14 protein-coding genes are annotated in these 13,368 nt (G+C 29.1%); 2 read left to right on the forward strand and 12 right to left on the reverse strand.

All coding sequences use genetic code 11. The features are described from left to right. Nucleotides 1-81: 81 nt before the first annotated feature. Complete coding sequence (yiaA, locus tag WG950_RS02645) at nt 82-570, reverse strand: inner membrane protein YiaA (RefSeq protein ID WP_340934029.1); 489 nt, start codon at nt 568-570, stop codon at nt 82-84. A gap of 150 nt (nt 571-720) precedes the next feature. Between yiaA and WG950_RS02650 the strand changes: the two genes are divergently transcribed. Both WG950_RS02650 and WG950_RS02655 read left to right on the forward strand, forming a co-directional pair. Next, nucleotides 721-2,217, forward strand: coding sequence for a hypothetical protein (locus WG950_RS02650; RefSeq protein ID WP_340934030.1), 1,497 nt, complete (start codon nt 721-723; stop codon nt 2,215-2,217). Between the two features lie 73 nt (nt 2,218-2,290). Beyond that, nucleotides 2,291-2,785 (forward strand): hypothetical protein, encoded by a 495-nt coding sequence (locus WG950_RS02655; protein WP_340934031.1) that lies wholly within the window; start codon nt 2,291-2,293, stop codon nt 2,783-2,785. A gap of 6 nt (nt 2,786-2,791) precedes the next feature. Here WG950_RS02655 and hisIE read toward each other — a convergent pair whose 3' ends face one another. The 11 genes from hisIE to WG950_RS02710 form a co-directional block, all read right to left on the reverse strand. Beyond that, entirely contained in the window at nt 2,792-3,391 is a 600-nt protein-coding gene (gene hisIE, locus WG950_RS02660) for a bifunctional phosphoribosyl-AMP cyclohydrolase/phosphoribosyl-ATP diphosphatase HisIE (protein WP_340934032.1), read from the reverse strand. Beyond that, entirely contained in the window at nt 3,391-3,852 is a 462-nt protein-coding gene (locus WG950_RS02665; protein WP_340934033.1) for a GNAT family N-acetyltransferase, read from the reverse strand. Before WG950_RS02665 ends, hisIE begins: the two co-directional genes overlap by 1 nt. An 18-nt stretch (nt 3,853-3,870) precedes the next feature. After that, the gene (gene hisF, locus WG950_RS02670) at nt 3,871-4,626 is read right to left on the reverse strand and encodes an imidazole glycerol phosphate synthase subunit HisF (protein ID WP_340934034.1); all 756 of its coding nucleotides are present in this window, start codon (nt 4,624-4,626) and stop codon (nt 3,871-3,873) included. 65 nt (nt 4,627-4,691) lie between these two features. After that, entirely contained in the window at nt 4,692-5,429 is a 738-nt protein-coding gene (gene hisA, locus WG950_RS02675) for a 1-(5-phosphoribosyl)-5-[(5-phosphoribosylamino)methylideneamino]imidazole-4-carboxamide isomerase (protein WP_340934035.1), read from the reverse strand. Nucleotides 5,430-5,493: 64 nt separating this feature from the next. After that, nucleotides 5,494-6,075: an imidazole glycerol phosphate synthase subunit HisH gene (hisH, locus tag WG950_RS02680; RefSeq protein ID WP_079738751.1), complete on the reverse strand. Its 582-nt coding sequence runs from the start codon at nt 6,073-6,075 to the stop codon at nt 5,494-5,496. Nucleotides 6,076-6,129: 54 nt separating this feature from the next. Then, complete coding sequence (hisB, locus tag WG950_RS02685) at nt 6,130-7,269, reverse strand: bifunctional histidinol-phosphatase/imidazoleglycerol-phosphate dehydratase HisB (RefSeq protein ID WP_077809182.1); 1,140 nt, start codon at nt 7,267-7,269, stop codon at nt 6,130-6,132. 39 nt (nt 7,270-7,308) lie between these two features. Further along, entirely contained in the window at nt 7,309-8,364 is a 1,056-nt protein-coding gene (gene hisC, locus WG950_RS02690) for a histidinol-phosphate transaminase (RefSeq protein ID WP_340934037.1), read from the reverse strand. Between the two features lie 37 nt (nt 8,365-8,401). Next, nucleotides 8,402-9,682 (reverse strand): histidinol dehydrogenase, encoded by a 1,281-nt coding sequence (gene hisD / locus WG950_RS02695; RefSeq protein ID WP_340934038.1) that lies wholly within the window; start codon nt 9,680-9,682, stop codon nt 8,402-8,404. 152 nt (nt 9,683-9,834) lie between these two features. Then, entirely contained in the window at nt 9,835-10,692 is an 858-nt protein-coding gene (hisG, locus tag WG950_RS02700) for an ATP phosphoribosyltransferase (RefSeq protein WP_079738747.1), read from the reverse strand. A 332-nt stretch (nt 10,693-11,024) separates the two neighbouring features. Next, complete coding sequence (locus tag WG950_RS02705) at nt 11,025-12,272, reverse strand: aminotransferase class I/II-fold pyridoxal phosphate-dependent enzyme (protein ID WP_077809178.1); 1,248 nt, start codon at nt 12,270-12,272, stop codon at nt 11,025-11,027. A gap of 87 nt (nt 12,273-12,359) precedes the next feature. Further along, nucleotides 12,360-13,358 (reverse strand): PLP-dependent cysteine synthase family protein, encoded by a 999-nt coding sequence (locus WG950_RS02710; RefSeq protein WP_340934039.1) that lies wholly within the window; start codon nt 13,356-13,358, stop codon nt 12,360-12,362. Nucleotides 13,359-13,368 lie beyond the last annotated feature (10 nt).

Raw genomic sequence — 13,368 nt, forward strand, 5'->3', positions numbered from 1 at the left:
TCACAATATTTTGTGAGCGTTTATTTTTTAAACCTCATAAGTTTAAGCTTATGAGGTTTTGGTGTACAAACCATTATCAAACTAACTATTTTCTTCTTCAGTTTTAGTTTTGATAAAATCAAGATCTCTAGTATTTTTTTGAACAGTAATTGCACCAAATAAACTTAATAAGTAAGATATGGCGTAGAATCCTTTTTCACTTAAAAGTAAATCAGCATTTCTCAATCCAACTATTAATAATAGTAAAGATGCAATTACAATAACCCAACTAATTCCATAATAAATTTCGCTTACTTTTATGTCTTCAGCTTTATCTCTTACTGCTTTTTGTAGAGAAATAACAGCATAAATTCCCATTAAAAGAATAGCAAAATAATACCCTTTTTCATTTAACTGCATGGTTGCATTCCAGAGTCCAATACAATAAGAAAGTAATCCAATAATTACAACTCCCCAAGTTGCACCTACATAAGCAGATGTTGGTTTTTGGTTCAATTCATTTTTTAATTTGTTCTTTGCTCTTTTGTTCTTAGTCTCTTCTTTTGATGAAACTGTTGTTTGATAATTCATAATATTTAGTTTAATAATTATGATACAAATTTGCGACAGTTTTGAAGTTCTTAGAATTTAATTTCAATCAATTACTGACGATTAAAAACAACCAATAACACAATCAAAACAATAATAAATTATATTTACATATATTTTACTGACGATATAATGATAAATTTAAAAGAAATATTAGAAACTTTTACGAAAGAAAATCGGCAAGAGTTTATTTTATACTTAGAGAAAAAGAACAAAAGAAAAGATGCAAAAAACATTGCTTTAGTTCGTGTTTTATTGTCAGACAACTTTTCTTCTACAGAGATTTCTCTCAAATTATATGGCAAACAAAATAAAGTAGCATTAAACGCTTTAAGAAAAAGGTTATTTAAGTCTTTGATTGATTTTACAGCAAATCTAAGTATGAAAGAAGAAAATTCAATTGATATACAATTGATTAAATATATTCTTTCTGCAAGAAATTTTCTTAAAAAAGGACAAATTAAAATTGGATATCAAATTTTAGACAAAACTGAAAATATTGCTATTGAACATCAACTTTTTACAATTTTAAACGAAATTTATCACACTAAAATTGAATATGCTCATTTAAATAAAACTTTAAATTTTGATAATTTGATTTTAAATTTTAATGACAATCAAAAGCAGTTAATTATAGAAGACAATATTAATATTGCCTGTGCTAAAATTAGAATTTCATTAGCCGAATATCAACAAAAAAAATCAAAAGAAGATATCAAAACACTGATTCAAAATGTTTTAAAAGAGCAAAATATTATCATTTCAGATTCATTATCATTCAAATCTTTATATCAAATAATTCAAATTACTAGCATTTCTTCAGCGCAAAAATTTGATTACTGGAATATTGAAAAATTTCTGGTAGACACTTATGCTATTATTAAGCATCATACATCTAAAGACAAACAACTTTACTATCATATCGAAGTGTTATACCTTATTGCAAATGTTCTTTTTAGAAGCAAAAAATTTACAGAATCTAAGAAGTATTTAGCGTTAATGTATTTTTATATGAATGAAAAAAAGCAAAAATATTATTCTGATTTTGCTCCAAATTATCATTTATTATTGAGTTTAAATTATAACTATCATAATGAACAAGAAAAAGCTATAGAACTTTTAGAACCCTATATTACTAAGAAAAATATAAATCTTGTTTCTCAATTAGACATTTTACTTTCACTGATTGTTTATTATTATCAAAACAACTCTCTAGAAAAAGCTAAAAATTTGTTGGCTACTTTTTATCATACTGACAATTGGTATATAGATAAAGCAGGAATTGTATGGACCATTAAAAAAAATCTTATAGAAATTTTACTTCATATTGATTTAGGAAATATTGATTTGGTAGATTCTAGGTTTATAAGTTTTAAAAGAAACTATTTTAAACATTTATCTGAAATAAACCAAGAAAGAGTAATCTCTTATTTAAAATTGATTGAAATCTATTATAAAAAACCAGAAATAGCTACAACTATTGAATTCTACAATAGAGTAGAAAAATCATTTAATTGGATAAATAGAAATAATGAAGATATTTTCTTAATGAGTTTTTACGCTTGGTTAAAAGCAAAAATGACCAAACAAAATATTTATTTTGTTACTTTAAACTTGATAAATAATTAACTTTTTTACATATAAAATGGATTATATGCTCTTGGCATAATAGTTGGTTAAAAACTATTTAAAATCAACAATCATGAAAAAAATCTATGTATTCCTTTATATTTTCACCACATTATTATTGTTTAACTGCAGTAAAGAGAACAACGAAATAGATTTTAAATATACAGCAGCAGATTTAAAAAAAATAAATGATGATTCTTCTAAAACCTGGACAGTAAATCAATTTTATTTAAATTTTGCAAATGATGTATTAAGTGAGTTTAATGATTGTTATGTAGATGATACTTTTACTTTTTATCATGATAAAGAGCAAGTTGAAGCCACATTAGGCAACACATCTTGTTTCTATCAAAATCCAACAGAACAATACGCTACATTCACTTTAAATTTTTACGAAGAAACGGGCAAAATATTTCTAAATGTTTCTCGTGGAGAAAGTTTAGAGAATAATTTTAAAACCCGTTTATTTATATTACAATTAAAAGAATTATCAGAAACAAAAATGATTTTTGCTACAGGAGATGCGCCTAATAATTATGGAAAAACAATTGTTTTTACTGCTAATTAACAAAGTTTATTTCTGCCTTTTTATTAACTCTGCTTCAATATCTTTCAAGGTAAAACCTTTGGCTTGTAACAACATTAAATAATGAAACATTAAATCTGCAGATTCATACAAAAACAAGTCGTCATTGTTATCCATTGCTTCAATAACAGTTTCTACTGCCTCCTCACCTACTTTTTGGGCAACTTTATTAATTCCTTTAGAAAACAAACTGGCTACATAAGATTTCTTTGTGTCTTTATTTGCAACTCTTTCTGTAATTACATTTTCTAAAGTAGAAAAGAAACCATAATTTGGTGTGTTTTCTTCTCTCCAACAAGTATCTGTTCCTGTATGACAAGTTGGTCCATTTGGGTTTACTTGAATAAGAAGTGTATCATTATCGCAGTCTAGCTTTATATCAACTAGATTTAAAGTATTCCCGCTCTCTTCACCTTTAGTCCACAAACGATTTTTAGTTCTAGAAAAGAAAGTGACTAACTTTGTTTCTTCTGTTTTGTTAAACGCCTCTTCATTCATATACCCCAACATCAAAACTTTTTTTGTTGTTGCATCCTGAATAATAGCTGGCACTAATCCGTCATTATTTTTATTGAAATCTATATTCATTATCTTAATTTTAATTCCATTTTTATATCCTCAGTTACAAAATGTGTATCCTTAATTTCTACATGCTTAAAGCCTAATTTTTCATATAAACTTAGAGCTTTTTCTAATTTTGTACTAGATTCTAAAATAATTGTTTCAACATTATTTTGTTTACATAAATCAATACAAATTTGCATTAATTTATAACCTATTCCTAAACCTTTATAACCATCAATAACGGCAAATTTTAAAATTTCGCTACTATTTTTATTTATAGGATTTAAACATATAGTTCCAACAATTTCATTATTAATTCTAGCTAAAAATACATGTGCACCATTCTTTATAAATAAACTAGGATTATCTAATAACAGATCATCTGCTTTTTCATAAAGATCAAATTTCTTTAACCAATGTAAATTTATACTTTTAAACTCTTTTTGATATTGATCTTGATATTCTATAAACTCTAAATCTTTCATATTGGTAAAATTTAGAACTTAAATTCTTACTGGTATATTTTGTTTTTTTAAAGCTTCTTTTAATTCTAAAATTGGTATTTCACCAAAATGAAAAACACTTGCTGCAAGTGCTGCATCAGATTTTCCTTTAGTAAAAGTATCTGCAAAATGCTCGATAGAACCAGCGCCACCAGAAGCAATAATTGGTATGTTTAGTGTTTTTGATAAATAAGCCAATGCTTCATTTGCAAAACCTGCTTTTGTACCATCATGGTCCATAGAAGTAAATAATATTTCTCCAGCACCACGTTTTTCTACTTCTTTTGCCCAATCAAATAGTTTGATATCTGTTGGTATTGTTCCGCCTGCCAAGTGCACAAACCATTCGCCATTAATTTGTTTCGCATCAATAGCAACAACAACACATTGGCTACCAAATTTATCTGCCAATTCGTTAATTAAATCGGGTCTTTTTACTGCAGAAGAATTTATAGAAACTTTATCTGCGCCACATTGTAATAATTTATCTACATGCTCTACAGAAGAAATTCCGCCACCAACTGTAAACGGAATGTTTACTTGTTCGGCTACTTTTAAAACCATATCTAAAGTGGTTCCTCTATTTTCTAACGTTGCTGCAATATCTAAAAAAACCAATTCGTCTGCACCTAATTCTGCATATTGTTTTGCTAAAACCACCGGATCTCCTGCATCTATTAAATTAACGAAATTTACACCTTTTACAGTTCTTCCGTTTTTAATATCTAAACAAGGCACTATTCTTTTTGTTAACATTATTTATAACTTTTGGTTCTTGGCTTTTGGCTTTTTGCAAATAGCAAACTGCTAAAAGCAAATCACTATTTTTTTATTATAAAGTTTTCTAATTGTTTTAAGCTGATTTTATTCTCATAAATCGCCTTCCCTATAATTACTCCTTCACAACCATTTTCTGCTAATTTTGGAATTTCATCAAAAGAAGAAATTCCGCCAGAGGCGATTAATTTTAAAGGTTGTACTTCGGTTAATATTTCCTGATACATTTCAAAACTTGGTCCTTGCAACATACCGTCTTTAGAAATATCTGTACAAATTACATACTGAATTCCTTTTTTTTGATAATCAGCAATAAACGGTATTAATTCTAAAGAACTTTCTTCTTGCCAACCATTGGTTGCTATTTTACCTCCGGAATTATCAGGATAAAAATCGGCACCTAAAATAATTTTTTCTGATCCGTATTTAGCAATCCAACTTTCAAAAATTTCTTTATTTTTTACAGCAATACTTCCACCTGTTATTTGATTTGCGCCAGAATTAAAAGCAATTTCTAAATCTTTATCAGATTTTAAACCACCACCAAAATCAATTTTCAAATTTGTTTTAGAAGCAATTTGCTCTAATACTTTATAATTAATAATTTGACTTGCTTTTGCGCCATCTAAATCTACAACATGTAAATATTCGATACCTGCATCTTCAAATTCTTTAGCAACTTCTAACGGATTTTCGTTATAAATTTTCTTTGTATCGTAATCTCCTTTTGTTAAACGAACACATTTTCCGTCTATAATATCTATGGCTGGTATTATTCTCATTATTTTAGCTTTTAGCTTTTGGCTTTTAGCGAACTGCTAAATGCAAATAGCAAAAGGCATAATTTTATAAATTTAGAAAGTTTTTTAAAATTTGTTCACCTGCTTTTGAGGACTTCTCTGGATGAAACTGTACACCGTAAAAATTATCTTTTTGTAAAGCTGATGCGTATTCTAATTCGTAATCTGTTGTTGCTATTGCTTCTTTACAATTTTCTGCATAAAAACTATGTACCAAATACATAAATTCTTTTTCTTTAATTCCTGTAAATAATTCTGAATTTAGATTATAAATTACATTCCATCCCATTTGCGGGACTTTTACAGCTTTAGAAAACTTTTTAACATCAACATCAAAAATACCCAAACCTTTTGTGTTACCTTCTTCGGATGAATTACACATTAATTGCATACCTAAACAAATACCCAAAACAGGTTGTTTTAAAGTAGGAATTACTTTATCTAAACCACTTTCTTTTAGCATTTTCATTGCAGAACTTGCTTCTCCTACTCCAGGAAAAATAACTTTATCAGCAGCTTTTATTTCATCAATATTATTAGATAAAACAGCATCTAAACTTAATCGTTTAAAAGCAAACTGAATACTTTTAATATTTCCCGCTCCGTAATCTATAATTACTACTTTCATTTTTATTCTTTTAACTTTTAGCTATTAGCAAACAACTAACAGCTAAATGCAATTTTATAACACTCCTTTTGTAGATGGTAAAAACATTTTGTTTGCATCTCTTTTTACGGCCATTTTCATTGCTTTTGCAAAAGCTTTAAAAATTCCTTCTATTTTATGATGCTCGTTATCGCCTTCTGCTTTTATATTTAAGTTACATTTTGCACCATCTGTAAACGATTTAAATAAATGTAAAAACATTTCTGTTGGCATGTCTCCAATCATTTCTCGTTTAAAATCTGCTTCCCAAACCAACCAAGGTCTTCCTCCAAAATCTACAGCAGCTTGCGCTAAACAATCATCCATTGGTAAACAGAAACCGTAGCGTTCTATGCCTAATTTATTACCAAGCGCCTTATGAAATAATTCACCTAAAGCAATCATTGTATCTTCTATAGTATGATGCTCGTCTACTTCTAAATCTCCGTCAACTTTAACTGTTAAATCCATTGCACCATGACGACCAATTTGATCTAACATATGATCGAAAAACTTAACACCTGTATCAATATCATTTTTACCAGAACCGTCTAAATTTAACTTGATATAGATTTTAGTTTCGTTTGTATTTCTAGTAATTTCTGATACTCTATCTTCTAATTTTAAAAACTCATAAATCTCTTTCCAATCTGTAGAAGTTAGAGCTATACAATCAAGAATTTCTTGTTTTGAAGTTTCAATTTCATCTGCGCCTAATTCTGGGTTTTCTGATAAAAAGATTCCTTTAGCACCAAGATTTTTTGCTAATTCCATATCTGTGATTCTATCACCTAAAACAAAAGAATTTTCTAAGTCATAATCCTCAGAAAAATATTTAGTTAACAAACCAGTTCTTGGTTTTCTTGTTTCTGCATTTTCATGCGGAAAGGTTTTGTCTATGCAAACTTCAGAAAAAACAACACCTTCTTTTTCGAAAGCAGAAATCACCTTGTTTTGTGCAGGCCAAAAGGTATCTTCTGGAAAAGAATCTGTACCCAAACCATCTTGATTGGTTACCATAACCAACTCAAAATCTAATTCTTCGGCAATTCTTGCCATGTATCTAAAAACCTTAGGATAATATTCTAACTTTTCTAAACTATCTAATTGGTAATCTACTGGCGGTTCTAAAACTAAAGTTCCGTCTCTGTCTATAAATAGTACTTTTTTACTCATTTTAATAAATTTTATCGAATTCTAAAACTCAGAATTACTTTATACAAGAGATTTTAAAGCTCTTAATAATTTTTGATTTTCTTCGCAAACACCAACACTTATTCTTAAACAGTTTTCGCAAAGTGGTTGTGTTGTTCTATTTCTAATAACTACACCTAATTCTATTAATTGATTGTATCGTTTTGTGGCATTATCTACTTTTATCAATAAAAAATTCCCATCAGAAGGATACACCTTTTCAATAAAATCGACACAACATTCTAGTTCCTTTTTTAAGCGATCTCTTTCACTTTTTAATTGAGAAATTTCATTATCAATTTCATCCATTTTTTTCAAACGACTTATAGCTCTTTGTTGTGTTAATTCGTTTACGTTATATGGTGGTTTAATGGTATTTAAAATATTGATGATTTCTATTGATGCATAACAAATACCTAAACGTATTCCTGCTAAACCGTATGCTTTAGAAAGTGTTTGAGTTACTATTAAATTAGGATATTTTTGCAAGCTTTGCAACCAACTTTCTTCTTCAGAAAAATCTATGTAAGCTTCATCTAAAACTACTAAACCTTTAAACTTTATTAATAATTCTTTAACCGCTGGCACTGTAAAACTATTACCTGTTGGGTTATTTGGCGAACATAAAAATAAAATTTTACTATTATTATCTGCAGTTTTTAAAATTTGTGAAACTTTTGGTTGAAAATTTTCATCTAATAAAACTTCTCTGTTTTCTATTGCATTGATATTTGCCAACACATTATACATACCATAAGTTGGCGGTAATGTTATAATATTGTCTTTATTTGGTTCGCAAAATGCTCTAAAAATTAGATCTAAAACCTCATCACTTCCGTTACCCAACAAAATATTTTCTTTTGAAACATTTTTAATTGTGGCTAATAAATCTTTTACAGAGTTTTGCTGAGGATCTGGATATCGATTTACACCATTTTCGAAAGGATTTTCATTTGCGTCTAAAAAAATCATTTCTGTTGTAGCAACATCTTTATACTCATCTCTTGCCGAAGAGTATGGTTTTATTCCTTTGATGTTATCTCTAACTAAATCACTAATAATTTTACTTGTTTTCATACCAAAATAACTCTAAAAAAGAGCAACATTATTTATTTTACAAATCTTTTAAACGAATAGAAACTGCATTTTTATGCGCTTGTAAACCTTCTGCTTCTGCCATTAACTCTATTGCATTACCAATAGTTTTTATACCTTCTTTAGAAATTTTCTGAAAAGTAATACTTTTTGTAAAACTATCTAAATTTACACCAGAATACGATTTAGAAAAACCGTTTGTTGGTAACGTATGGTTTGTACCAGATGCATAATCACCAGCACTTTCTGGTGTATAGTTTCCTATAAAAACAGAACCTGCATTTTCTATATTATCAACATAAAAATCGTTATCACTTGTACAAACTATAAAATGTTCTGGCCCGTATTCATTAATTAATTCTAAAGCAATTTTTTCATTTTCTACAAAAATAGATTTCGAGTTTGCAATGGCTTTAGACGCAATTTCTTTTCTTGGTAATTTATCAAGTTGACGCTCTACTTCTTTTGAAACTTCTGCTATTAATTTTTCTGATGTAGAAACTAAAATAACCTGACTATCTACACCATGTTCTGCTTGACTTAATAAATCTGATGCTACATAACTTGCATTAGCTGCATCATCTGCTACTACTAATAATTCACTTGGTCCTGCTGGCATATCTATGGCAACCCCAAACTTTGTAGAAAGTTGTTTGGCCACAGTAACAAATTGGTTTCCTGGTCCGAAAATTTTATAAACTTGCGGAATAGTTGCTGTACCAAAAGTTAAACCCGCAATTGCTTGAATTCCGCCAACTTTTATAATTTTAGTAACATCACATAAATTGGCTGCAAATAAAATTGCCGGATTTATTTTACCTTCTTTATTTGGCGGAGAACACAATACAATTTCTTTACAACCCGCAATTTGTGCTGGAATTGCAAGCATTAATACAGTAGAAAATAAAGGTGCTGTACCTCCGGGAATATATAAACCAACTTTTTGAATAGCCCTTTTTTCTTGCCAACAAGAAACTCCGTTTGCTGTTTCTACAGAAACTTTATCCGTTTTTTGAGCTTTATGAAAATTTGTAATATTCGTCTTTGCTAATTGTATTGCTTCTTTTAATTCTGAAGAAACTAATGCAATTGCTTCTTCTATTTCACTTGAAGAAACCAATGTATTATCTAAAGAAACACCATCAAACTTAGTTGTGTATTTATTAACAGCTGCATCTCCGTTTTTTTGAACATCTAAAAAAACTTCATTTACAACACCTTCGATATCATCAACGGTTTTTGTTGGTCTTTCTAAAATTTTATTCCAATCTTTTTTTGATGGATTATTAATGATTTTCATAATTTACTATCTCTTATAAATGTGCTCTAGCGTTAGGGATTGCAGCAATTGTTTGAGCTCTTTTTTCTTTTGCTGAAAAAAAGCGAGTGCGAAAAGCCCGTTAAAACGCCCAAAAAAACATTTTTATTTCTCTTTTAAATACTGAAACGATTTTAAAGTACCATTTTTTCGATTGGACAAACTAGAATTCCTTCTGCACCATTTGCCTTAAGTTCATCTATAATTTCCCAAAATTCATTTTTATTGATAACTGTGTGCACAGAACTCCAACCTTTTTCTGCTAAAGGTAAAACAGTAGGACTTCTCATGCCTGGTAATAAATTTAAAATATCTTCTAATTTATCGTTTGGAGCATTTAACAACACATATTTAGAATTTCTACCTTTTAAAACAGACTGAATTCTAAATTGAATTTTGTTTAAAATTGCTTTTCTTTCTTCAGAAATTTTTGGTGAAACAGCTAAAACTGCTTCAGATTTTAAAAGAACTTCTATTTCTTTTAAACCGTTTTTAAACAACGTACTTCCACTAGAAACAATATCACAAATTCCGTCTGCTAAACCAATATTAGGTGCAATTTCTACAGAACCATTAATTTGGTGTAATTGTGCATCGATATTTTGTTCTTTTAAAAACTTTTTTACTGTTTCTGGATATGATGTTGCTATTCTTTTACCTGCTAAATCTTTTAAAGAGTTTGCATTAGAATCTTTTGGCACAGCAATAGAAACTTTACATTTAGAAAAACCTAAACGTTCTACAAATTCTATATCGCTTCCTTTTTCTATTAATACATTTTCACCAATAATAGCTGCGTCTACAACACCATCTTTTAAGTATTGAGGAATATCGCCATTTCTTAAATAAAATACCTCTACCGGAAAATCTCTGGCTGCTGCTTTTAATTGATCTTTACCATTATCGATAGAAATACCGATGTCTTTTAAGATTCTCATTGAATCTTCGTTTAACCTTCCTGATTTTTGTACTGCAATTCTTAAATTACTCATTTTGTTTTATTTGATGTTTGAACAAATACGGTTTTAAAATGAAAAAACCCGTTTGATTTGCTCAAACGGGTTTATAAATATCTTGATTTTATTCAATACACTTTTATATCGCTTGATTGCAATTGTAAAAATGATGATGATGTGATTGAATAAAATTCATGTTCTTTTTTTATATATGCAAATATTCTAAATTTATTTTCAATTAAACAAACTATATCTGTAAAATTTTAATTAAAGTTGAATATTTATCAAAATTTAATTTTTTGTTGAAATTTAAAACAAAAAAAACAGCACTTATTTGTGCTGTTTTTAATATTATTTATGAACAAGAATTAAGCTATTTGAGCAGCTATTTTCTTGTAAGTACCGTTTTCTAATTTTTCTCTAATTGCAGAAAAAGCAGTAATTGTTTCGTCTATATCTTCTTGTGTATGTGTTGCAGTAGGTATTAATCTTAAAATAATTAATCCTTTTGGTATTACAGGATATACAACAATAGAACAAAAGATTCCATGATTTTCTCTTAAATCATTTACCATAGCCATTGCTTCAGGAATATCTCCTTTTAAGAATACCGGAGTAATACACGTTTGTGTTGTACCTAAATCGAAACCAGCATTTCTTAAACCAGATTGTAACGCATTTGTGTTTTCCCACAATTTAGTTTTTAACTCTGGCATTGTTCTAATCATATCTAAACGTTTTAAAGCACCTTTTACCATTGCCATTGGTAAAGATTTTGCAAACATTTGAGATCTTAAATTATATTGTAAATATTGTATTACATCTGCATCACCTGCTAAGAATGCACCAATACCTGCCATAGATTTTGCAAAGGTTGCAAAGTAAACATCGATATCATCTTGTACTCCTTGTTCAAAACCAGTACCTCTACCGTCTTTACCTAAAGTACCAAAACCATGCGCATCATCAACTAAAAGTCTAAAATTATATTCTTTTTTAAATGCAACTATTTCTTTTAAACGACCTTGCTCTCCTCTCATTCCGAAAACACCTTCAGAAATTACAAGAATTCCTCCTCCTGTTTTCTCTGCCATTTTAGAGGCACGTTTAATGTTTTTCTCGAAACTTTCCATATCGTTATGACGATATACAAATCGTTTACCAGAATGTAAACGTACACCATCGATAATACAAGCGTGCGTATCCATATCATAAACAATGATATCGTTTTTAGTAACCAACGCGTCTATTGCAGACATAATACCTTGGTAACCAAAATTTAATAAATATGCTTTTTCTTTATCAACAAACTCTGCACATTCTCTTTCTAATTGTTCATGTAAAGGCGTGTGACCAGACATCATTCTAGCGCCCATAGGGTAAGCCATACCGTGTTCTAATGCAGCTTCACCGTCAACTTTTAGTATTTCTGGATGATTTGCTAAACCTAAGTAATCATTAATACTCCAAGTAACTACTTTTTTTCCATTGAAAGACATTCTATTAGAAATTGGTCCTTCTAGCTTTGGAAAAACATAATATCCTTCTGCTTTATCTGCCCATTTACCTAAAGGGCCTTTATCTTTTACAATTCTATCAAATAAATCTGTCGTCATTTTGTCTTCTGTTTTTTGAAGTTTGCAAAGTTAACAAATTTTAACAGTTTATACAATTAAGCTAAAAAGAGAAGAAAAAGAAAAAAATTAATCTAAAAACCCTTGATTTTTCATCCAAGAATCGTTGTAAATTTTATTTAAATATCTAGAACCGTGATCAGGAAAAATTACTACAACAAAGCTGTCTTTGTCAAAAAAGTTCATAGCATCATATTGTTTAGTAGCCTGCATTACAGCGCCACTTGTGTAACCACAAAACAAACCTTCTTGTTTTACAATATCTCTTGCGGCAAATGCAGCATCCTTGTCTGAAACTTTTTCATAAACATCAATCACATCAAAATCTGTTGCTGTTGGAATTAACGTTTTTCCTAAACCTTCTATTTTGTATGGTTTGATCTCATTTACATCGAATTCACCTGTTTCATGAAATTTCTTTAAAACCGAACCAATGGCATCTACACCAAGAATTTTAATATCAGGATTTTGTTCTTTTAGATACTTACCTGTTCCAGAAATAGTTCCTCCTGTTCCGCTTGCTGCAACAAGATGTGTAATTTTACCTTCTGTTTGTTTCCAAATTTCTGGTCCGGTAGATCTATAATGTGCTTCAATATTTAACTCGTTAAAATATTGATTGATGTAAACAGAATTCTTTGTTTTTTTATGAATTGTTTTGGCAACTTCGTAATAAGACCTAGGGTCATCTGCAGCAACATTTGCAGGACAAACGTGTACTTCTGCTCCCATTGTTTTTAACAAATCAATTTTATCTTGAGAAGATTTATCGCTAACTGCTAAAATACATTTGTACCCTTTAACAATACTTATCATTGCTAAACTAAAACCGGTATTACCCGAAGTTGTTTCTACAATTGTAGCTCCTTTTTTAAGAATACCTTTTTTTTCTGCATCATTAATAATATGTAAAGCAATTCTGTCTTTTGATGAGTGACCAGGATTAAAAGCTTCTACTTTAGCAAAAAAATTACCTTTAAAATTCTTTGTAATATTACGAAGTTTAATTAATGGTGTTTCTCCTACTAATTCTAAAATACTATTATTAATTGCGCTATTCTTTACCATTCTACATGCA

The organism is Polaribacter marinaquae, assembly GCF_038019025.1.
Classification (GTDB): Bacteria; Bacteroidota; Bacteroidia; order Flavobacteriales; family Flavobacteriaceae; genus Polaribacter; species Polaribacter marinaquae.

What these genes read in the sequence shown, in the direction of transcription:
- yiaA (WP_340934029.1), bottom strand. Translation starts at nt 570, where the DNA reads ATGAATTATCAAACAACAGTTTCATCAAAAGAAGAGACTAAGAACAAA.
- WG950_RS02650 (WP_340934030.1), top strand. Translation starts at nt 721, where the DNA reads ATGATAAATTTAAAAGAAATATTAGAAACTTTTACGAAAGAAAATCGG.
- WG950_RS02655 (WP_340934031.1), top strand. Translation starts at nt 2,291, where the DNA reads ATGAAAAAAATCTATGTATTCCTTTATATTTTCACCACATTATTATTG.
- hisIE (WP_340934032.1), bottom strand. Translation starts at nt 3,391, where the DNA reads ATGAATATAGATTTCAATAAAAATAATGACGGATTAGTGCCAGCTATT.
- WG950_RS02665 (WP_340934033.1), bottom strand. Translation starts at nt 3,852, where the DNA reads ATGAAAGATTTAGAGTTTATAGAATATCAAGATCAATATCAAAAAGAG.
- hisF (WP_340934034.1), bottom strand. Translation starts at nt 4,626, where the DNA reads ATGTTAACAAAAAGAATAGTGCCTTGTTTAGATATTAAAAACGGAAGA.
- hisA (WP_340934035.1), bottom strand. Translation starts at nt 5,429, where the DNA reads ATGAGAATAATACCAGCCATAGATATTATAGACGGAAAATGTGTTCGT.
- hisH (WP_079738751.1), bottom strand. Translation starts at nt 6,075, where the DNA reads ATGAAAGTAGTAATTATAGATTACGGAGCGGGAAATATTAAAAGTATT.
- hisB (WP_077809182.1), bottom strand. Translation starts at nt 7,269, where the DNA reads ATGAGTAAAAAAGTACTATTTATAGACAGAGACGGAACTTTAGTTTTA.
- hisC (WP_340934037.1), bottom strand. Translation starts at nt 8,364, where the DNA reads ATGAAAACAAGTAAAATTATTAGTGATTTAGTTAGAGATAACATCAAA.
- hisD (WP_340934038.1), bottom strand. Translation starts at nt 9,682, where the DNA reads ATGAAAATCATTAATAATCCATCAAAAAAAGATTGGAATAAAATTTTA.
- hisG (WP_079738747.1), bottom strand. Translation starts at nt 10,692, where the DNA reads ATGAGTAATTTAAGAATTGCAGTACAAAAATCAGGAAGGTTAAACGAA.
- WG950_RS02705 (WP_077809178.1), bottom strand. Translation starts at nt 12,272, where the DNA reads ATGACGACAGATTTATTTGATAGAATTGTAAAAGATAAAGGCCCTTTA.
- WG950_RS02710 (WP_340934039.1), bottom strand. Translation starts at nt 13,358, where the DNA reads ATGGTAAAGAATAGCGCAATTAATAATAGTATTTTAGAATTAGTAGGA.